The sequence below is a fragment of the Riemerella anatipestifer genome, assembly GCF_035666175.1.
Taxonomy (GTDB): domain Bacteria; phylum Bacteroidota; class Bacteroidia; order Flavobacteriales; family Weeksellaceae; genus Riemerella; species Riemerella anatipestifer_D.
This window is the reverse complement of the sequence record NZ_CP142016.1, coordinates 1142733-1162076: the sequence shown is the minus strand read 5'-3', so window position 1 is coordinate 1162076 and position 19344 is coordinate 1142733. Positions and strand designations below refer to the sequence as shown.

Sequence of the window (19344 nt, the reverse complement as noted above, 5' to 3'; positions counted from 1 at the left end):
TCATGCTTTATTGAAGAAGAAAAGATTTATAGCCAATATTTGCTGCTGTCATGAGGTGCATCAAATGATTCATCCCAATCTTTTTCAGCTTCTTCGTAACTAATGTTAAATTCTTTTGCAATATCGTTGATAAGGTCATCAATTTCATAATCACCTTCAGGATGTGCAGCGTATACTCTTACGGGTATATTCAAATTGAGGTCTTGTACTCCTAAAATTCTTTTGCTAGGATTATGGAATGGATAAGGATTACCATTGTCATCTAGTTTGTTTCCTTTAATAACATGAACTAAGACAACGTTTAGAGCAAAATTGATATATTTTTCCTTGACAGAAAAATAGCCTTTTAATCCTATAGGATCTTTAGTATCTCTTAATTCTCCTCCATAGCGTATCATTTTATCCCAAGGTACAGTGTCTCTATAGGTGTAATTAAGTACATCTAGAGTTTGTAAACTAAGAGGTTTACCTTCTAATGATTTTGTATCTTTAATCATAAAAAAGTGTTGATGAATTGGTGCCATTTTTTCAGAAACAAATTCTTGATTAACGACTTCCCCTTTTTTATTATAATAAGTTATCTCAAGTCCATATTCGCTTCCTTGTATAAAACGAATGGGTTCTTGGGTACTAGGGACTACATCCCCCTTTTCATTAATTTCATAAGAAATCTCTTGTACTGATTTGAAATATTTGGTTTTAGGATTTATAGGGTCTCCGTGAAAATTTGTACCATGAAGATGTCCTTTAGTGAATTTAAAAGTGACTTTAGCCCACTCTTCGTGCCCTTTATCAGTAGTTTCGTCGGTTGGTGCAAGTGGAGAGTCGTCCCTATTACAGGATTGTACACTTATCACACTAACGATAAAAATCAATACCATAACTAAATGGTTGAATGAAAATTTCTTTTTCATAAAAAATAAAAATTAAATGGTTAAAAATTAATAATGGTTTTTAATTGGAAATCTATTCCTTTAGCATGAACAAAATATCTAAAATGGTCAGTATAATTTTTATATTGTTGGTTGGTAAGATTGCTAATGCCTAGTGCTACAAAACAGGTGTTCTGTTTGGTGTAGTAGAATTCGGTTGCAATATTAAATCCAAATGTATGATAAGCACTAGGAGGTGGCATTAGATCTTGTTTGGGATTGTATCTTTTCTGTTGTGCGGCGTATTGATGTTCAGCAGTAATGTATAGATAATTGAGTAGGTTAGAGGGTATTTGCCATTTCCACTGTTGGTAAAGAGTAAGAGGAGGAATCATTGGCAAATAGTCTTTAGTCTTGGCATCATTAGCATAGACTACAGATACATTTGTTTTATAACGCAAATGAGATGATATTTTCCAGTCTAGGGAAATGTCCCCACCTCTAAAAAAAGCATTACTCTGAACCATTTGGAAGATAATAGAGGGGCCAGAAAAAAGATATTTATAGTTACCACTAGGGATACTGTAAATATATCCATTTATTGGTTGTAAAAAAGTAGATACATCAATTTTGAGATTTTTGTGGAGGTAGCCTATTTTTTGAGATATTTTAAATCCTTTTTCAGATTCTAAATCTTCTTTGCCAATATAAAAAATAGGGATACCGTGTTGCTTGCCATTTACATACATTTCATAAGGTTCTGGACTTCTCCACGCTAAACCAAAATCTAAAGAATAGTTCCATCTTTCAGCCAGCTTTTTTTCTACCAATAGATTGTATGAAAGGTTAGAAAAAGTTCTTTTACTACCGTATAAGTTTCCTAAAAAATTATAGCCTAGTGCATTTGTTTTGCGGTAGTCATATCTTAGTCCCAATTCTGCTCTCCAAGAGTTTTTAAAATATTCTGAAGTAAAGAAAGCTGCATAATTATGAAGAAGATAATTAGGAATAGTTGGAGGGACGCCCGTTCCTGGAATATTGGTGTTTTCTTGATAATGATATTGTAGTCCAATGCTTCCTTTTAGGTTTTTGAAATAAGTTTTATTCCATATACTTTCAATTAAGTGTGAATCTAAATTAAGATGTTGAGTAGGAATACTTGTTCTGTCTAGTCGCCTAACATCAAATTCTTTTCGGTAGTTGTTTTGATAGCTGTAATCAATAGTTACAAAATTTTCTGTATCAAAATTTAATTTTGAATTAAACTTTAGTGTAAGGTGAGTTGTATTTTGTTTAGGGGCATTGATATCGTAAGCAAAAGCACTGGTTTTTTCGGGGGCGCTATCGTTAATTTTTTGACTAAACTCTTCTATATTTCCTGTTAATGAACCATAAAAGACACCCATTTCGGTATAAAATCGGTTGAAACTTAATGTTCCAGAAAAGATGCCCTTTTTGTAGCCTATCATTCCCAAAGTATTAAGTTGTCGGTAGCCTGTATTGTTCACATAATAATTAGCTGTTTTATAGTCGCCAGAATAGTGGTAGCTCTGTTGTATTTGCCATGCCCAAGTATTTTTTATAGAACTCCTAACAATGGTATTGATAATAGACTTCCCGTCATTAGAGTTTCCAGAAATACTTACGGAGCCATTCAAGCCATTATGAAAAGATAAAGGTTTAGGGGATAATAGAATAACGCCGCCTAAAGCTCCACTACCATAGCGAACGCTCCTTGCCCCTTTTATAATTTTTACATCTTGGTAAGCTGTAATATCTACCTCTGGTGCATGATGATCTGACCAGTCCTGATTTAATAATTTTACACCATTGTGTAGTATCAAGACACGATTACTAGATAGCCCTTCTATAATTGGTTTAGAAACATTAGCTCCAGTTTGTACGATGCTAACGCCAGGAGTGTTTTTTAACATTTCGGCTAGATGACTTCCTGTATACTCCTTTATTTTCTGTATTGGGTTTAGAACTATTTGTTTTCTATTTTCGCTGATACTAACCGTATCTATTGTTTTTTCTTTTGGGGTTTGGGCAATGCCTACTACCCACGAAAAGAAGCATAAAAGGAGTATTCCTCTCATTTTTTCTAAATTCATTTGTAGTGATTTACCATGATACAAACCACCACAAAATAATGGTAGTTTATATTCAAAGTTTTACAAAATTTGATTAAAACCGATAGATGCTACCTTTGTAGAAAGGGTAGCATATTGTAATAACTAAGATAGTTTTAGATGAGGAGGTCCTCTATTAGAATGAGTGAAAGTATATTTTACTATCTGCCACTTTCTATAATCTGCTATTTTTTTCTCCCTTTTATGTTTCAGAAGTGAGGGAATATTTACCAGCTTAGGCAAAACAAAGTAAGAGGCAGAGAAAAAAGATTTGTAATGTTTCTGCGCACTAAAATGAGTGTGATGATTGCAGATGATACCTTTTAAGCACTCGTTGTCTTCTTGATTTCTTTCTTGATGATTGCTAATGTTATGAGTATAGGTATCCAAAGACCACTCTCCACCGAAAATTAGAATTTTTGTGGAGAGTGTAAAAATTAGTATTAAGTAGATAAACGGATACTTCTTTAACATTCCTGCCCGCAAAGATACAATTTTTATACATTTGGGAGGGTATAGGTACGGTTTACTTTTTTATCAGTGGTATATTAGTATTGTTACCGACATCTGCCACAAAGAAGTGGGTATCATCTTGGGGTAATATCTTCTCAATCAACATTGGTGGCGTCTTATAATTATGATAGTTTTGGTAATATTCCCAGTGGTGGGTTCTACTTTGTACAAGTGGCTAGGACCACCGCTGTCAGTGTGTCCGTAGATTTTACCGCTTTGGGCATAGACAGATAGACCTAGTCCTAAAAATACGATGAGGTACATTTTGTTGTTTGTTATTTAGGTTGTGAAAATACAATGATTAAGATAAAAAACACTCGTTCTTATAGCGAACGAGTGTTTGGTTGTGGTAGAGTAGCGAGGCTACTGGTTTAGTAAAGTTTCTAATTTTTGCAAACGAGTTTCTAGTTCCTCATTTTTAGCTTTTAGTGCCTTTACCTCTTTGTCTTTTTCTAATAAGTGTAAGTAGAGTTCTTCTATCTTTTCTACATTGGTAAGCTGGGTAGCCATAAGGTCTATATAACCTTGCTCTTTGATTTTAGAAGCTGACAAATATCCTGGCAAATGCCCATTGGTCTTTACAAAGTTTTCTACTTGGCTAAGCGTTTTAAAGCTATAATCTGCTTTGAGGCTAGAAGTACCTGTATAATACTTTTGGAACACATAGTCTGGGAAGATGGTAGCTCCGCTATATCCCATAAAACTTTTAGCTGTAACCGCTCCGTCGTCTGCTATGGTAACGCGGTTATCATTAGTCCTAGCAGTAGTGCCATCAGAAGTAGTAGCCAATCTAGCTAAATTATTATTAGCATCGTTAGCCCATAAGCCTAGAGCCGTTGCAGAAGTCCCTACTACCAGTTTACCATTTTCATCTGCCATCACACTTTTAAGCCCATTACCTGCTAATGCGGTAGATTTAATAGAGCCACCTACTACTAGTTTCTCATCAATATCAGGATTTGTTTTATAAGCGTAAGCACCTCCTATCCCTACATTTCCGTTGTCCTTAATAATGAGTTTAGGTCCTGAACTTGGAGCAGAATTATCCGTATTGTAAGACCATAACTGCAACCCCTCTCTGTATCCAGATACAGGGTCGGCTGGGGTAGTGTCGTAGGCGTTAAACCACATCCATCTGTTGGCTTGTGTAGTACCTGTTTTAGAATCGTTTTGAATATTGATTACAGAGCCTACTGCCCCTTCTCCTAATGCTGTAAATGCACGGGTGTAAGTATGTGACTGGTTAGTAATCCAAAAAGCATCATTATTGGTGGCAGACTTAAATTTAACAATGTTTTGATGAACAGGAGTTCCTCTTACCAAAAGGCGTTCATCAGTAGCTTTATTACCTACTCCAAGCCCTGCATCAGGAGAGAGGAACATCGCAAAATAGGGTTTAGAGTCTGTTGTTCGTCTAACTCCCCAAGCTAATTCAGATGAAAACGAATTCAAATCATTATACTCTAATACCGTTGTTCTGAAAAATGAAGCATCTCTATTTCCCGAAAAAGAACTCGTAGGGTCTCCTACTCTAAAGTGTATTTGACCTATTCCATCATTACTTTGTATAGCGGTAGGGTTATCTATTGTGCCTCTTGACTTTTCTAAAACGAGTGCTGTAGGGGTAACCCCATTATGATACCTTTTCATTCCTATCCCATAAGCCGATAGTGAAAAACCAAGCTCATTCAGTTTATCTGGAGATTGGAAAGAAGCGGTTATCCCATTTCTTTTCTCCCCCTCCGAATCTAAGAATGGGAGTATAACCTCGCTTCTAAGAATACTTCCGTCCATAAACTTATTCTCCTTCCAAATCTCGCTATAAGTTCCTGCGGCACTCTTTACCCACTCTGTGCCATTATAATAGTAGTAGCCTTTTTCTGTGATTTTGGCTACTTTGGTATCTGTACCTGTATAATCCGAAATTTTACTGTCGGCTTCGTCTGTGGCATACACCAAAGTTCCTTCTACAGGGCTAGCAATAGCAGCAATACGCGTTTTAGAAAGTTTTGGAGCGATGAACCCCTCGTTAGTAGTTCCAGCTAAGTTAGTAGAAGTAGGTTGTACCTCTAGTGTAGCTGCAGGTTTACCAGTGTTAATACCTACCTTACCACTTTGCCCATAAGCTGCTAACCCTAAACCTAAAAAGGCGAATATACTTAATTTTGTAGTCTTTGTTTTCATAAAATTTATTTTAAAGTTGTTAATGATTTCGTTTAATTTTTTCTTTGTTATTCTTTGGGTTAAAATTCCCTAGCGTGGCGTTTAGAATTTCCTAGCTTGAGAATTACTATTCCCTAGCTAGGAAATTTTTTGTGGGTAGCTAGGCTTTTTCAAACTTCAGCGTTTGCAGCATCTTTTTAAGGTCAGAACCTGGGGTAAACAGCACCTTTGCTGACTTTACTGCTGCCGAAGTTACTTCCTCCTCTTTGGCTTTGCCCTCACTGCTAAGGCTCACTCTCATACTGCCGAGTTCGCCTAGCCTTACAATCTGTCCGTCTGAAAGTGAATTTTGCATCACATCTACGAGTGCATAAAGCACCGCTCTGATGTCTGCCCCACTTACGGTGGAAATTTTCTCGATGTCTTTGGTAAGACCTTCTAGAGTTTTCTCTCCTTGATACACAGGCGATGCATAGAATTTTTTGTCGCCTCCGCCCGCCACACCTGGCTGGGCTTTCTGAATGGTTTTGTACTTAATTGACATAATCTAGTATTTAAGGTTTAGATTTTAGATATTGGATTTCAGATGTTAGATTCTGAATGTTGAGTGTTAGGTATTGGATATTAGACTTAAGAGTTGAGGTAATACTAAGTTCTAATATCTCACATCTAACTTCTAGTCCTAAAAAATGCCTTTCCCCTCTCAACACACACAAAACGAGAGGAAAGGCTAAGACAGAAAGACAGCAAAGGCTACCTTTCTGAACGCTAAAAGCACCCAACAAGAACGACCAAGTTGTAAGACAAAACAATGGTGCTTTTAGCAAATATTGATGAAAACTAAAATTAGAATAGGATAAACGAAAAAAGCCCCCAACAAAAATTGGCGGAACATTTATAATTAACGATAAAAATTTAGATAAAAAGTGGTATAATACGCGTACGCACGCAACTGTGTGTGTGTGTGTGTGTGTGTGTGTTTACAAAATTATTTGGAACAGCCAAATAATTTTGTAACTTTTTTACATTTTCTTGTATGTGGTTGATAGTGTACTGCATAAACTGGGGCAAACATATCATCTTTTTTTTTAATATACAAATAGAAGTTGTATTTCATTGTCAGTAAAAAAATAAAATTGTACTTTTATCCTCCTAAAAATATAAAGTATGACAGTTTCGGATTTGTCTAGCCGTATGGCTTTAGGAATAGATATAGGAGGTACCAACACTAAGTTTGGTTTGGTGAACCACAGAGGGGAAATTTTAGGAAAAGGCAGGATAAAGACAGACTATGATGATATAGATGATTTTATAAACACACTCTATAAAGAAATAGAACCTATATTAGAACAACACGATGCTAAAAGCCAATTAGAAGGTATAGGCATAGGAGCTCCTAACGGTAACTATTATAAAGGTACTATAGAAAATGCACCTAACCTCAAATGGAAAGGAATAGTGCCTCTAGCAGAGAAAATTACTGCGAAATTTGGGGTACCGTGTAAGGTAACTAATGATGCCAATGCAGCGGCTTATGGAGAAATGATGTTTGGGGCCGCAAGAGGAATGAAAGATTTTATAATGATAACTCTAGGTACAGGTGTTGGGAGTGGAGTTATTGCTAATGGTCAGTTGGTGTATGGTCACGACGGTTTTGCGGGGGAGCTAGGGCATACCATAGTGAAACCTGGAGGAAGAAAGCACTGGAGTACAGGCTCGGAAGGGAGTTTAGAGGCTTATGCTTCTGCAACAGGCATTGCGATAACAGCTAAAAAGATGAGGGCAGAGTTTCCAGAATCTATGCTTAATAACTATCCAGAGGAACAGATTAACGCTAAAACAGTACACGAGTGTGCTTTGGAAGGAGACCCTACGGCAGTAGAGGTCTTTAGATATACTGGTCAAAAATTAGGGGAAGCATTGGCTAATTTTGTTATGTTCTCTTCTCCAGAGGCTATTTTATTATTTGGTGGCGTTATAAAGGCGGGAGATTTCATTCTAAAACCAACAAGGCTGCATATGGAGAGAAACTTGTTACCTATATTTAGAGGAAAAGTAAAATTAGTTTTTAGTGAACTAGACGAAGCAGATGCAGCGATATTAGGCGCTAGTTCTCTAGTTTGGGAAAAGTAAAATAATTATCTACAAAGTGATATAAATAAAAAAAGAAGAACCAATTGGGTTCTTCTTTTTTTATTTGAATTTTATAATTATAGGCTAACTCTTCTAAATCCTACGATTTCTACATCATCACCGAAAGACTTCACATATTCAGCTACTTTTTTGCTATCATCTTTAATGAAGTTTTGGTCTAATAATGCTTTCTCTTGGTCTAGAGTTGTGTTATCACTGATGAATTTTTGGATTTTACCAGGAATAATTTTATCCCAAATTTGCTCAGGCTTGCCTTCTGCTTTTAGTTCTGCTTTAGCATCTTCTTCAGCTTGTTTTAGAACTTCTTCAGTAAGTTGTGCATAAGAGATGTATTTAGGTACATTCTTTAACGGCTTACCTAAACGAATTAACTCTTCGTTTTCTTTTTGTATTACAGCAATACGAGCTTCAGTTTCGCTAGCGATGTAAGCTGGATCAAAATCTTTGTAAGAAAGCGTTTCAGCTCCCATAGAAGCTACCTGCATAGATACATCTTTAGCTAAATCTGCCGCTTGGTCGAAGTTTTTAGAAAGAGCTGTAATAGCAGCGATTTTATTTCCTACGTGGATATAAGCTCCTAGATAAGCTCCTTTGATAGTTTCAAACGCACCGATTTCAATTTTCTCTCCGATAACCCCAGTTTGTTCGATAAGTTTATCAGCTACGGTCATTCCTCCGAAGTCAGAAGCTAAAAACTCTTCTTTGCTAGAGTAGTTAATTGCTTGTTCAGCTAATTTGTGAGCTAGTGCTACGAAATCTTCGTTTTTAGCTACGAAGTCAGTCTCACAATTAAGAGCGATAATAGCACCTGCAGTGTTGTCTGCATTTACTTTAGCAATAACAGCTCCTTCTGCAGACTCTCTGTCAGCTCTATTAGCAGCTACTTTTTGTCCTTTTTTTCTAAGGATTTCTATTGCTTTATCAAAATCTCCTTCAGCTTCTACTAAAGCTTTTTTGCAGTCCATTATTCCTGCCCCTGTAGTGTTTCTTAGTTTTGCAACATCTGCTGCAGCTGGTGAATACATAATAATAATATTTTTAGTTATTTTTTATCTCTATATTTGGGTCTCTAAATAAACCCGTGCAAAGATAATAATTTTAGCATAAACTAAAAATAGAGTTTTTGCGTTGTTTTAGATAACGAGTAAAGAGTTTAAATTATAAGAGAGATGAGAATGAAATTTAAAATCCTAATGGTGTATGGACTACTTTTTAGTACGGTTTTATGGGTAAATGCACAATCAAAATATACGCCGCAACAGGTGGAGGCTTCTGATGATATTAAGGTAATTGCTAATTTTATAAAGTATAATCCAGACCATCCTGATACGCCTAAATTTAAGGCTAAACTTTATAATATCCTTAATGGTAATACCTCAAATGATTCTAAAAAGAAAACAGCATCTACTCCAGTAGTGGTAGAAAAAAAATCATCATCTAAGACAACTAGTAGTATTAAAAATAATTCTTCTAAGACAGAAAATGAGAAAGCTGCTGATATGATTAACCATCTTTTAGGCGATACACCTAACGAAAATGAGGCTTATTTTTCTGTAAGAAATAAGTCCAAATGTCCAATTATTCTTAAAATTAGTGATGGTAAAAAGACATTGGAACTAAATATTCCAGCTTCAGGTAGAAATGCGACTTTGTTGCAAAAAGGGACTTACCAGTTTTCTTCTACAATATGCAATGCTCAGTTCAGCACTTCTAAAAAGGTAACTGACGATATGGAAATGGTTCTAGGGAACTAAATATAAATAAAAAAGAGGTTGATAAAAACAACCTCTTTTTTTGTTACCCTTTAAATCTACCCATTGAAATAAATTTATCTTGTCTTTGAGATTCTAACTCTTTAGCCGAGAATTTCTTAAAGGCTTTGATGTTATTTAAGATAGAGTTTTTTACATTTTGGTAAGCTACACTTGGGTCGTAGTGAGCTCCTCCTAGAGGTTCTTCTATAATACCGTCTATAATTTTTTCTTTGAGAGAGTCTTGTGCTGTTAGTTTCATAGTAGAGGCGGCCTCTTCTTTATGCTCCCAATTTCTCCATAATATAGCAGAACAGTTTTCAGGAGAAATTACGGAGTACCAAGAGTTCTCCATCATATAAACCTTGTTGCCAACACCTATACCTAAAGCACCACCACTAGCACCTTCGCCAATTACATAGCAGAAAATAGGGGTTTTAAGTTGGCACATTTCGTAGATGTTTCTTGCAATAGCCTCGCCTTGACCTCTTTCTTCAGCTTCTAGTCCAGGATAGGCCCCTGGTGTATCTATAAAAGTAACCACAGGAATATTAAATTTCTCTGCTAATTTCATTAGTCTAAGAGCTTTTCGGTAACCTTCAGGGTTACTCATTCCGAATCTTCTGTGTTGTCTTTCTTTGGTAGTTCGCCCTTTTTGAGTTCCTATAAACATTACAGATTGCCCTTCAATTTTGGCTAAACCACCCACCATAGCTGTATCATCTGCGAAGTTTCTATCACCGTGCATTTCCACAAAGCTACCTTCATCTGCAATTCCTTTAATATAATCTAAAGTATAAGGTCGGTTAGGGTGACGAGACAACTGTACCCTTTGCCAAGGCGTAAGATTACCGTATATCTCCTTCTTTTTCTTGTTGATTTTATCTTCTATTTGGCTACACGCCGTTTTCATATCCACGCCACTTTCTTCGCCTACTAGAGAGCACTTTTCGTACTGCTCCATGAGTTCTTTTATAGGGGTTTCAAAATCTAAATATTCCATATTGATGAGATAATTTACCGTTCAAATTTAATAATTTTTTAATAAAAGAGATTTTACTTTAAAACCTCCAACGCCTTTTTTAATCTGTTAAGGCTTTCTTCTTTGCCAATGATTTCCATTAAATCAGGCACATCAGGACCTTTTAATTCACCAACGAGTGCCAAACGCAAAGGCATCATTACTTTACCCATACCTAAAGAATGTTCTGTTGCAAAATCGTGAATGGCATTTTTGATGGTTTCTGCATCAAAAGAAATAGCTTCTAGTACAGTTGTTAGAGTAGCCATTACTCCGTGAGTATCTTCCTTCCAAGCTTTTTTAACGGCTTTCTCATCAAAAGATTGAGGAGCTTCAAAAAAGAACTTTCCTTCCTCGTAGATATCCTTTACAAAAGTGGCTCTTTCTTTCATTAGAGAAACTATTTTCAGCAGTACCTCGTCAGAAATTTGTTTAGAATTAACATTTTCTATTTGTTTTAATTCTTCCAAAAGCTGGTTGTTAGACTTTTGTTGTAGATACTGATGGTTAAACCACTTGGCTTTGTCTAAACTAAATCTAGCACCCGCCTTGTGTACTTTGTAAAGGTCAAACTCTTGAACCATCTCTTCCATAGATAAAATTTCTTTGTCGTCTGCTGGAGTCCAACCGAGAAGAGCCACCATATTTACAAATGCCTCTGGGAAATAGCCAGATTCTCTGTAACCTTTCCATATTTCTCCACTTTCAGGGTCTTGGAAATCTAATGGGAAAACAGGGAAACCAAACTTAGCTCCATCTCTTTTGCTTAGTTTACCTTTACCTTCTGGTTTTAATATCAATGATAAATGAGCGAATTCGGGAGCGTCCCAACCCATAGCTTCATATAAGAGTACATGTAACGCCATAGACGGTAACCATTCTTCCCCTCTAATCACATGGGTAATTTTCATTTCGTGGTCATCAATAATATTAGCGAAATGATAGGTTGGCATTCCATCATTTTTAACTAAAACTTTGTCGTCTAAGTCGTTGGTATTTACGCTGAAATCCCCTCTGATAATATCTTTAAGACTTACAATTCTGTCCACAGGCATTTTAAACCTTGCCACATAAGGTGTTTTTTCCGCAAGTAGTTGCTCTACCTCTTCTTTAGGAAGGCTGATGCTATTTCTCAATCTGCCACGAGTTCTGTAATTGTACGCAAAAACTTCGCCTCTGCTTTCAAACTCTTTTCGGATAGCATCTAACTCTTCTGGAGTGTCAAAAGCGATGTAAGCATAATCTGTTTTTAATATTTGGTCAGTATATTGGTCATAGATAGCTCTTCGTTCCGACTGTCTGTATGGAGCATAAGGTCCACCATGTTTAGGGCTTTCATCAGGGACGATACCACACCATTCTAATGCCTCCATAATGTATTCTTCAGCACCTTCTACATATCTAGCAGAGTCGGTATCTTCTATTCTAAGGACAAAATCGCCTCCATGATGTTTTGCAAACAAATAGTCGTATAATGCCGTTCTTACACCTCCCAAATGTAAAGCTCCTGTAGGACTTGGTGCAAAACGAACGCGTACTTTTTCCATATTTTGATAATTCTTTTTTGAAACAGCAAATTTACAGAATGTAAACTCAAGTTTCTAATATTATTGAAGTTTTTTGGAACAAAAAGAATTTATGAAACTGATATTTGTGGGTTCTTATGATACCCAAACAAAACAGAAAAAGTATTATCTTTGCTCGGTATGGCAACAAAGGTTCTCTTCAATACAGTGGTAAACTGGTTCATTCGCCAAAGAATGGATCAGATACAAAATTTTATTAAGCATCCTATAGAAACGCAAAAGGGTATTCTTTTTTCGCAACTCTTCAGAGCTGAAGAAACAGTGTATGGAAAAGAATATGGGTTTAAAAATATTTCTAGCTATCAGGACTTTTGTAATCAAGTTCCAATTGTAACCTATGAAGATTTTGAGCCTTATATAGAAAGGGCAAGAAAAGGCGAAAAAAATGTGATATGGAATGGCTACATTAGAAAATTCGCAAAGTCTTCTGGAACCACTAATGCCAAAAGTAAATTTATCCCTATTTCTGATGAAAGTCTAGAGGATTGCCACTTCAAAGCAGGGAAAGACTTAGTGTCTATCTACGCTAACAACCACCCAGAGAATACTTTATTTCAATATAAAAATTTAAGACTGGGAGGAAGCTCGGAGCTATATGAGGATTTTAATACTAAGTTTGGAGATTTATCGGCGATTTTAATAGAAAATTTGCCTTTTTGGGTAGAAATTACCACCACGCCTAGCAAAAAAACCTCACTGATGTCTGAGTGGGAAACTAAACTGAAAGCCATCGTATCCGAAGTAAGGCAAGAAGATGTGGGAAGCCTTACAGGAGTACCTAGCTGGATGATGGTGCTATTGCAACGCATCTTGAAAAAAACAGGCAAAGGTTCCATCTCTGAACTTTGGCCTAATTTAGAAGTGTTTTTCCACGGAGGAATTAGCTTTAAGCCTTATAGAGAACAATACAAGGAGCTCATTGGTAAAGACATTAATTATTACGAAATTTACAATGCTTCCGAAGGATTTTTCGGTATTCAGGATAGGTCTGATAGTGATGAAATGTTACTAATGCTAGATTATGGGATTTTCTACGAATTTATTCCTATGGAACATTTTTCCGAGACCAATCTTAAAGCAATTCCGCTGGAAGAGGTGGAAGTAGGTAAAAACTATGCCGTAGTAATTACCACTAATGGTGGGCTTTGGCGTTACTTAATAGGCGACACCGTGAGATTTACCAGCACCGATCCTTATCGCATCAAAATATCAGGCAGAACCAAGCATTACATCAACGCTTTTGGAGAAGAATTGATGATTGATAATGCCGAAATGGCTTTACAAAAAGCGTGTGAAGCAACCGCCGCTAAGATTACCGATTATACCGCTGCTCCTATCTTTATGAAGGGAAGTGAAAGTGGAGCTCACGAGTGGGTTATAGAGTTCAGCCAAGTTCCTAATGATATGACAACTTTTGAAAAAGTGTTTGATGAAACTTTAAAATCCATCAATTCCGACTACGAAGCCAAGCGTTATAATGATATGACACTAAAAAAACCTGTGATTCATATCGCTAGAGCTAACTTATTTTATGATTGGTTGGAAAGTAGAGGGAAACTAGGCGGACAAAACAAAGTTCCTCGTTTAAGTAACGATAGGGAATATATAGACCCTATTCTTGAACTAAATAGATAATATTGTTAAATTTTAATTAAGGGTAAGCAACCAAATTTTTGATAAAGTAATTCTTTTACTTTTCAAAAAGCATTTTGGTAATAAAATCTTTATCGCCTTTACCTCTAGCGGGAGAATATTCTCTACCATAAAAAATAATTTGCAGATGTAAGCTATTCCATTTGTCTTTTGGGAAAATCTTTTTAGCATCTTTTTCGGTTTCGGTTACATTTTTTCCAGAAGTGAGTTTCCATTGAGTCATCAGTCTATGGATATGGGTATCCACAGGAAAAGCAGGAACGCCAAAGGCTTGGCTCATCACTACCGAAGCCGTCTTGTGTCCCACACCAGGTAAGGCTTCCAACTCTTCAAAAGATTGGGGAACTATGCCTTGGTGTCGTTCTACCAATAGCTCTGCCATCGCTTTAAGGTTTTTAGCTTTAGTGTTTGAAAGACCTATTTCTTTAATTAGATTTTTAATTTCATCAACTTCCAACTCTTTCATTTTGAAAGGAGTGTCTGCTACGGCAAATAGTTGGGGGGTTACTTCATTTACTTTCTTGTCGGTAGTTTGTGCCGAAAGAGCCACGGCAACTAGCAAGGTGTATGGGTCTTTGTGGTCTAGAGGGATAGGCGTCTCAGGATATAGGCGTTCTAACTCTTGTATGATGATTTCGGCTCTTTGTTTTTTGGTCATTTTAAACTAAATTTGGGACAAAAATAAACATTATGATAAACATAGGTGATAGCCTTCCTGCTTTTACGGTGAAAAATCAAGACGGAAAAGGGGTAAGTGCATCAGACTTTAAGGGTAAAAAATTGGTGGTTTTCTTTTATCCTAAAGCCAATACGCCGGGGTGTACCGCAGAGGCGTGTAACTTAAGCGAGAACTACGAGACTCTACAAAAACAAGGCTATACTCTTTTGGGTGTAAGTGCCGATTCTGTGGAAAAACAAAAGAAATTTCACGATAAATTTAACTTCCCTTACGACCTTCTAGCCGATGAAGAAAGACAAGTCATAGAGGCTTTTGGGGTATGGCAACTTAAAAAGTTTATGGGGAAAGAGTTTATGGGTATTGTTCGTACCACCTTTATTTTTGATGAAAATGGCGTGTGTACGAGGATTATAGATAAAGTAAAAACAAAGGAGCATTCGGCTCAAATATTAGAATCTTAAATTTATTATTAGTTATGAAGTTTAAACATTTGTATTTAGGAGTGGCTGCTGTGGTTTTGGTGTCTTGTAGCACTCAACAAAAAACCGCTAAAATGAATTATCCTGAAACTAAAAAAGTGAATCATACCGATACTTACTTTGGTACACAAGTACAAGACCCTTACCGTTGGTTGGAGGACGACCGTGCAGAGGATACCAAAGATTGGGTAAAGAGACAAGTGGCTTTTACACAGAACTATCTAGACCAAATCTCTTTCCGTGATGAGATTAAAGCTCAACTGAAAGATATGTGGAACTACGAAAAAATTTCAGCTCCTTTTAAAGAGGGTGATTATACCTATTTTTACAAAAATGACGGGCTACAAGCTCAATCAGTATTGTATAGAAAAGATAAGAATGACAATACAGAGGTATTCTTAGACCCTAATCAGTTTTCTAAAGATGGGACAACTTCTCTAGCGGGTATTTCGTTTAATAAGAAAGGTAATTTAGTAGCTTATAAAATTTCGGAAGGTGGTAGCGATTGGAACAAAATCATCATCTTAGATGCGATTACTAAAAAACAAATAGACGAAACTTTAGTAGATGTTAAATTTAGTGGGATTTCTTGGTTAGGAGACGAAGGTTTTTTCTATTCTAGCTATGATAAGCCAGACGGAAGTGTACTTTCTGCTAAGACTGATATGCACAAGGTGTATTTCCATAAGTTAGGAACTAAGCAGTCTCAAGACCAACTTATCATAGGTGGCGAAAACTTTAAGAGAAGATATATCGGTGCTGAAGTTTCCGAAGACCAGCGTTACCTTATCCTTTCTGCGGCTAACGCAACCAGTGGTAACGAGCTTTACATTAAAGATTTAAAGAACAATACAGATTTTGTTCCTATTCAACAAGGATACGACTATAACACTAATGTGTTAGATACTAAAGGAGATTTTATCTATGCTCTTACGGATAAAGGTGCTCCAAATATGAGGTTGGTAAAATTTGATATTAAAAAACCTAGCGTTTGGACGGATATCATTCCTGAAGCAGAAAATGTACTAAGTGTATCTACGGGAGGAGGCTATATCTTTGCTAATTATATGAAAGATGCCGTAACTCTAGTACAACAAATGGATTATGATGGAAAAAAGGTAAGAGATATTACTCTTCCAGGTAAAGGTACTGCAGGAGGCTTCTCTGGTAAAGATTCCGAAAAAGAATTGTACTATGCTTTCACAAGCTACATTACACCTAATACGATTTATAAATTCAATGTAGAAACGGGAGCTTCTTCGGTGTATCAAAAGCCAAAGGTTAAATTTAATCCAGATGATTTTGTTTCGGAGCAAGTGTTCTACACTTCTAAAGATGGCACTAAAGTTCCAATGACTATCAACTATAAGAAAGGTATTAAGCTAGATGGTAAAAACCCTACCATTCTTTATTCTTATGGAGGTTTTAATGTGAGTCTAAAACCTGCCTTTTCTGTAGCAAATGCGGTATGGATGGAAAACGGAGGCATCTACGCAGTGCCTAACATTAGAGGTGGTGGTGAGTATGGTAAAAAATGGCACAACGCAGGAACTAAAATGAAAAAGAAAAATGTATTTAATGATTTTATAGCAGCTGGAGAATACTTACAATCTAAAGGTTATACCTCTCCTGAATTTATGGCACTTTCTGGGCGTTCTAACGGAGGTCTGCTTGTGGGTGCTACAATGACGATGCGTCCTGACCTTGCTAAAGTGGCTTTCCCTGGTGTGGGCGTTTTGGATATGTTGAGGTATCACACCTTTACTGCAGGAGCAGGGTGGGCGTATGATTACGGTACGGCACAAGATAGCAAAGCGATGTTTGAATATCTAAAATCTTACTCTCCTGTACACAATGTTAAGAAAGGCGTTTGCTACCCTTCTACTATGATTATTACTAGCGACCACGACGATAGAGTAGTCCCTGCACACTCGTTTAAGTTTGGAGCGGAATTGCAAGAAAAACAGACCTGTTCTAACCCAGCACTTGTTAGAATAGAAATGAATGCAGGACACGGAGCGGGGCGTTCTACCGACCAAGTGATAGGCGAAAATGCCGACTTAATGAGCTTTGCTCTTTATGAAATGGGCATTAGAAATCTTAAAAAGTAAGATGTAATACAACGCCTTCAAAATAAAAATCCAACACGATAATTGTGTTGGATTTTTATTTCAAGTAATCTTCCACAATGTGCCATAGTGGAGCGTTGTAACTTCTAAAAAAGTTGATGTGTCCAATATCGTTTTTAGGAGAAAGTTCAGATTTTATGATATGATATTTTGCTTTCAGATTATGATAAGTGTTCATTAAACTTTTAACGCCTTTTTCTGTGAGCCAGTTGTCATCATCGGCATAGAGAACCAAAGTATCCTGATGAAGGTGCTCTGTATAGTCATAAGACATCTCTAGGAGTTTAAGAGTAGATTTTTTGTTAAGAATAAGCCTTCTCCAATCGTAAGCTACACCCTTTGGAAGAGATTCTCCTAGGCCAAGAATAGAGGCAGGGAAATACCCTAACATTTCGGTAAGTAGAGGTTGCAATATACCAAAACCTAGGTAAGCAGCCCATCTAGTTTTAGAATCTAAGTGTTTTACATAAGCGTCTTGAGCTCCTATAAATATTATCTTTTTAAAAAGATTAGTGTCTGGGTTCATTCCTGTAATCAAAGCTCCTACGGAATGTCCCATAATATATTTCTCGTAATGAGGAAAATGTGTTTTGATGTAGTTGGTTAATGTTTTATAGTCTTCGGTTCCCCATAGCCTCATACTGGCTTTAAAGCCTTTCATTTTAGTGGGCTTAGAAGATGCGATGCCTCTATAATCATAAGTGATTACCGTGTAGCCTTTTGACATTAGGTATTTGGCAAAACTGTAATAGACATATTGTTTTACTCCTGTTGCTGAATTGATGAGTAATAATTTACCATTCGTATTCTCTGCTTCTGGTTTAAAGAGGCTTACCGCAAGAGGGTAGCCATCGGAAGTGGTAAGGGTGAATTCACTCATAAGTTGCTTAGGTATTTAAGCTGAAATTGAGTCCCATCAAAAACACCATAAGAATAGTAAGAAATCCAATCGCCTAGATTAACATAAGAGGCTCCTGCTCCCACCTCCAAAATCATCGGGAGGTGTCTATGCCCAAATACGAAATAGTCTATATGCTCCGCCTTTAGTTTTTCTTTGGAATAGCGTACTAAAAACTCTCGGTCTTCACCCAAAAATTCTTTGTCTTCTTCGCCACTTATCATTTTGTTTTTCTGAGAAAGGTACAGGGCAAGCTTCATTGAAATATCGGGGTGAATCCACTTGAACAACCACTGAGCTAGAGGGTTGGTAAATACCTTTTTCATTCTTTTGTAGCCCTTATCGCCAGGACCTAAACCATCGCCGTGGGCGAGGAGAAACCTTTTGCCATTGATGGTGGCGTATCTTTTTTCAAAAAAAACGGGTATTCCGAGTTCTTTCTCAAAGTAGTCTTTCATCCATAGGTCGTGGTTACCTACAAAAAAGTAGATGTCTATGCCTTGGTCTTTAAGTTCGGCTAATTTACCAAGCACCCTCACGAAGCCTCTAGGAACTACAAACTGCCACTCGTGCCAAAAATCAAACAAGTCTCCCATAAGGAACAGCACTTGGGCATCTTTCCGAATGTCTTCTAGCCATTGCACAAACTTTTGTTCTCTAAGTTTACTGGCTTCTAGAGTGGGGGCTCCGAAGTGCTGGTCAGAGGCGAAGTAGATTTTTTTTCTGTCTTCTAATGTAATCGTCATAGCGTTGGTAACATCTGTTTTAAAAGACTAATTCTCCTCTGCCAACCATTCTCCGTAGGAGTTTTCTGTTTCGTGGAGTTTTAGATAGGCTAGTTGCACAGACTCGGGGAGCCTGTTTTTGATTTTAGCGGCAATGTCGTAAAGCATATTTTCGCAAGTCGGCTGGTAGTTGCAGAATATTACTTTGTGTCCTTTTTCTTCTAACTCTTTCCCTAAGCTGATATGTGGTGAGTTGGCATTGAGCAAGACGGCGTGGTCCCACACATCTACAATTTCTTCTTTCACAATCTTTTTAATATCCCCAAAATCTACTACCATTCCGTTTTTAGGGTGGTCTAAATCATTGATAGGGACCCCCTTTACGGTAACAAATAGTTTGTACGAATGCCCGTGCATATTCTTGCACTTGCCATCGTAGTTGTAAAGGACATGAGCGGTTTCAAATGAAAAAATCTTAGTAATTCTAATCATGTGGCAAAGATACTAAATAATCGGTGATGTGGTTTTATTGCTAATAAAAAAGCTCCAATAAGGTTTATACCTTTTGGAGCTTTAGTGATTGTTGACA

The 19344-nt window shown here is 36.9% G+C and carries 18 protein-coding genes; 5 read left to right on the top strand and 13 right to left on the bottom strand.

All coding sequences use genetic code 11. The features are described 5' to 3' along the window. Positions 1-26: 26 nt before the first annotated feature. The 6 genes from VIX88_RS05750 to VIX88_RS05725 form a co-directional block, all read right to left on the bottom strand. A complete protein-coding gene (locus tag VIX88_RS05750; protein WP_237190447.1) occupies positions 27-881 on the bottom strand; it encodes a hypothetical protein in 855 nt (284 codons plus the stop codon). A gap of 53 nt (positions 882-934) precedes the next feature. After that, complete coding sequence (locus tag VIX88_RS05745) at positions 935-2986, bottom strand: TonB-dependent receptor (protein WP_014937580.1); 2052 nt, start codon at positions 2984-2986, stop codon at positions 935-937. Between the two features lie 123 nt (positions 2987-3109). Then, on the bottom strand, positions 3110-3478 hold the full coding sequence (locus tag VIX88_RS05740) for a hypothetical protein (protein ID WP_014937579.1): 369 nt from the start codon (positions 3476-3478) through the stop codon (positions 3110-3112). 138 nt (positions 3479-3616) lie between these two features. Beyond that, positions 3617-3781, bottom strand: a complete 165-nt coding sequence (locus VIX88_RS05735; protein ID WP_014937578.1) for a hypothetical protein — start codon at positions 3779-3781, stop codon at positions 3617-3619. A 99-nt stretch (positions 3782-3880) separates the two neighbouring features. Then, positions 3881-5701: a hypothetical protein gene (locus tag VIX88_RS05730; RefSeq protein ID WP_153926378.1), complete on the bottom strand. Its 1821-nt coding sequence runs from the start codon at positions 5699-5701 to the stop codon at positions 3881-3883. Positions 5702-5840: 139 nt separating this feature from the next. Beyond that, the gene (locus VIX88_RS05725) at positions 5841-6224 is read right to left on the bottom strand and encodes an HU family DNA-binding protein (protein ID WP_052911831.1); all 384 of its coding nucleotides are present in this window, start codon (positions 6222-6224) and stop codon (positions 5841-5843) included. Between the two features lie 623 nt (positions 6225-6847). Between VIX88_RS05725 and VIX88_RS05720 the strand changes: the two genes are divergently transcribed. Beyond that, positions 6848-7813 carry an ROK family protein gene (locus VIX88_RS05720; RefSeq protein WP_014937574.1) on the top strand — a complete coding sequence of 322 codons (966 nt, stop codon included), beginning with the start codon at positions 6848-6850 and terminating at the stop codon, positions 7811-7813. 77 nt (positions 7814-7890) lie between these two features. Here the strand turns inward: VIX88_RS05720 and tsf are convergent, their stop codons facing one another. Then, positions 7891-8859: a translation elongation factor Ts gene (gene tsf, locus VIX88_RS05715; protein ID WP_064969926.1), complete on the bottom strand. Its 969-nt coding sequence runs from the start codon at positions 8857-8859 to the stop codon at positions 7891-7893. Positions 8860-9009: 150 nt separating this feature from the next. Between tsf and VIX88_RS05710 the strand changes: the two genes are divergently transcribed. Further along, complete coding sequence (locus VIX88_RS05710; protein ID WP_127919950.1) at positions 9010-9588, top strand: DUF6759 domain-containing protein; 579 nt, start codon at positions 9010-9012, stop codon at positions 9586-9588. 43 nt (positions 9589-9631) lie between these two features. On the opposite strand, the gene VIX88_RS05705 is transcribed toward VIX88_RS05710, so the two are convergent. Both VIX88_RS05705 and gltX read right to left on the bottom strand, forming a co-directional pair. Next, positions 9632-10588: an acetyl-CoA carboxylase carboxyltransferase subunit alpha gene (locus VIX88_RS05705; RefSeq protein WP_064969922.1), complete on the bottom strand. Its 957-nt coding sequence runs from the start codon at positions 10586-10588 to the stop codon at positions 9632-9634. Between the two features lie 53 nt (positions 10589-10641). After that, on the bottom strand, positions 10642-12153 hold the full coding sequence (gene gltX, locus VIX88_RS05700) for a glutamate--tRNA ligase (protein ID WP_064969919.1): 1512 nt from the start codon (positions 12151-12153) through the stop codon (positions 10642-10644). A gap of 159 nt (positions 12154-12312) precedes the next feature. Here gltX and VIX88_RS05695 point away from each other — a divergent pair, with 159 nt between their 5' ends. Continuing rightward, complete coding sequence (locus VIX88_RS05695) at positions 12313-13827, top strand: GH3 auxin-responsive promoter family protein (protein WP_237190429.1); 1515 nt, start codon at positions 12313-12315, stop codon at positions 13825-13827. A gap of 55 nt (positions 13828-13882) precedes the next feature. Here VIX88_RS05695 and nth read toward each other — a convergent pair whose 3' ends face one another. Continuing rightward, a complete protein-coding gene (nth, locus tag VIX88_RS05690) occupies positions 13883-14503 on the bottom strand; it encodes an endonuclease III (RefSeq protein WP_064969915.1) in 621 nt (206 codons plus the stop codon). Between the two features lie 32 nt (positions 14504-14535). Here nth and bcp point away from each other — a divergent pair, with 32 nt between their 5' ends. Together bcp and VIX88_RS05680 are read left to right on the top strand one after the other, a co-directional pair. Beyond that, the gene (bcp, locus tag VIX88_RS05685) at positions 14536-14985 is read left to right on the top strand and encodes a thioredoxin-dependent thiol peroxidase (protein ID WP_103079649.1); all 450 of its coding nucleotides are present in this window, start codon (positions 14536-14538) and stop codon (positions 14983-14985) included. Positions 14986-14999: 14 nt separating this feature from the next. Then, the gene (locus VIX88_RS05680; RefSeq protein WP_154212492.1) at positions 15000-17114 is read left to right on the top strand and encodes a prolyl oligopeptidase family serine peptidase; all 2115 of its coding nucleotides are present in this window, start codon (positions 15000-15002) and stop codon (positions 17112-17114) included. 55 nt (positions 17115-17169) lie between these two features. On the opposite strand, the gene VIX88_RS05675 is transcribed toward VIX88_RS05680, so the two are convergent. The 3 genes from VIX88_RS05675 to VIX88_RS05665 are packed head-to-tail and all read right to left on the bottom strand — an operon-like array spanning position 17170 to position 19247. Next, positions 17170-18012: an alpha/beta fold hydrolase gene (locus VIX88_RS05675; protein WP_004918107.1), complete on the bottom strand. Its 843-nt coding sequence runs from the start codon at positions 18010-18012 to the stop codon at positions 17170-17172. Beyond that, positions 18009-18776 carry a UDP-2,3-diacylglucosamine diphosphatase gene (locus VIX88_RS05670; protein WP_004918105.1) on the bottom strand — a complete coding sequence of 256 codons (768 nt, stop codon included), beginning with the start codon at positions 18774-18776 and terminating at the stop codon, positions 18009-18011. The genes VIX88_RS05675 and VIX88_RS05670 overlap by 4 nt, the downstream gene beginning before the upstream one ends. A 27-nt stretch (positions 18777-18803) precedes the next feature. Then, positions 18804-19247 carry a 6-pyruvoyl trahydropterin synthase family protein gene (locus VIX88_RS05665; protein ID WP_013446927.1) on the bottom strand — a complete coding sequence of 148 codons (444 nt, stop codon included), beginning with the start codon at positions 19245-19247 and terminating at the stop codon, positions 18804-18806. Between the last annotated feature and the right edge of the window lie 97 nt (positions 19248-19344).

What these genes read in the sequence shown, in the direction of transcription:
- VIX88_RS05750 (WP_237190447.1), bottom strand. Translation starts at nt 881, where the DNA reads ATGGTATTGATTTTTATCGTTAGTGTGATAAGTGTACAATCCTGTAAT.
- VIX88_RS05745 (WP_014937580.1), bottom strand. Translation starts at nt 2,986, where the DNA reads ATGAATTTAGAAAAAATGAGAGGAATACTCCTTTTATGCTTCTTTTCG.
- VIX88_RS05740 (WP_014937579.1), bottom strand. Translation starts at nt 3,478, where the DNA reads ATGTTAAAGAAGTATCCGTTTATCTACTTAATACTAATTTTTACACTC.
- VIX88_RS05735 (WP_014937578.1), bottom strand. Translation starts at nt 3,781, where the DNA reads ATGTACCTCATCGTATTTTTAGGACTAGGTCTATCTGTCTATGCCCAA.
- VIX88_RS05730 (WP_153926378.1), bottom strand. Translation starts at nt 5,701, where the DNA reads ATGAAAACAAAGACTACAAAATTAAGTATATTCGCCTTTTTAGGTTTA.
- VIX88_RS05725 (WP_052911831.1), bottom strand. Translation starts at nt 6,224, where the DNA reads ATGTCAATTAAGTACAAAACCATTCAGAAAGCCCAGCCAGGTGTGGCG.
- VIX88_RS05720 (WP_014937574.1), top strand. Translation starts at nt 6,848, where the DNA reads ATGACAGTTTCGGATTTGTCTAGCCGTATGGCTTTAGGAATAGATATA.
- tsf (WP_064969926.1), bottom strand. Translation starts at nt 8,859, where the DNA reads ATGTATTCACCAGCTGCAGCAGATGTTGCAAAACTAAGAAACACTACA.
- VIX88_RS05710 (WP_127919950.1), top strand. Translation starts at nt 9,010, where the DNA reads ATGAAATTTAAAATCCTAATGGTGTATGGACTACTTTTTAGTACGGTT.
- VIX88_RS05705 (WP_064969922.1), bottom strand. Translation starts at nt 10,588, where the DNA reads ATGGAATATTTAGATTTTGAAACCCCTATAAAAGAACTCATGGAGCAG.
- gltX (WP_064969919.1), bottom strand. Translation starts at nt 12,153, where the DNA reads ATGGAAAAAGTACGCGTTCGTTTTGCACCAAGTCCTACAGGAGCTTTA.
- VIX88_RS05695 (WP_237190429.1), top strand. Translation starts at nt 12,313, where the DNA reads ATGGCAACAAAGGTTCTCTTCAATACAGTGGTAAACTGGTTCATTCGC.
- nth (WP_064969915.1), bottom strand. Translation starts at nt 14,503, where the DNA reads ATGACCAAAAAACAAAGAGCCGAAATCATCATACAAGAGTTAGAACGC.
- bcp (WP_103079649.1), top strand. Translation starts at nt 14,536, where the DNA reads ATGATAAACATAGGTGATAGCCTTCCTGCTTTTACGGTGAAAAATCAA.
- VIX88_RS05680 (WP_154212492.1), top strand. Translation starts at nt 15,000, where the DNA reads ATGAAGTTTAAACATTTGTATTTAGGAGTGGCTGCTGTGGTTTTGGTG.
- VIX88_RS05675 (WP_004918107.1), bottom strand. Translation starts at nt 18,012, where the DNA reads ATGAGTGAATTCACCCTTACCACTTCCGATGGCTACCCTCTTGCGGTA.
- VIX88_RS05670 (WP_004918105.1), bottom strand. Translation starts at nt 18,776, where the DNA reads ATGACGATTACATTAGAAGACAGAAAAAAAATCTACTTCGCCTCTGAC.
- VIX88_RS05665 (WP_013446927.1), bottom strand. Translation starts at nt 19,247, where the DNA reads ATGATTAGAATTACTAAGATTTTTTCATTTGAAACCGCTCATGTCCTT.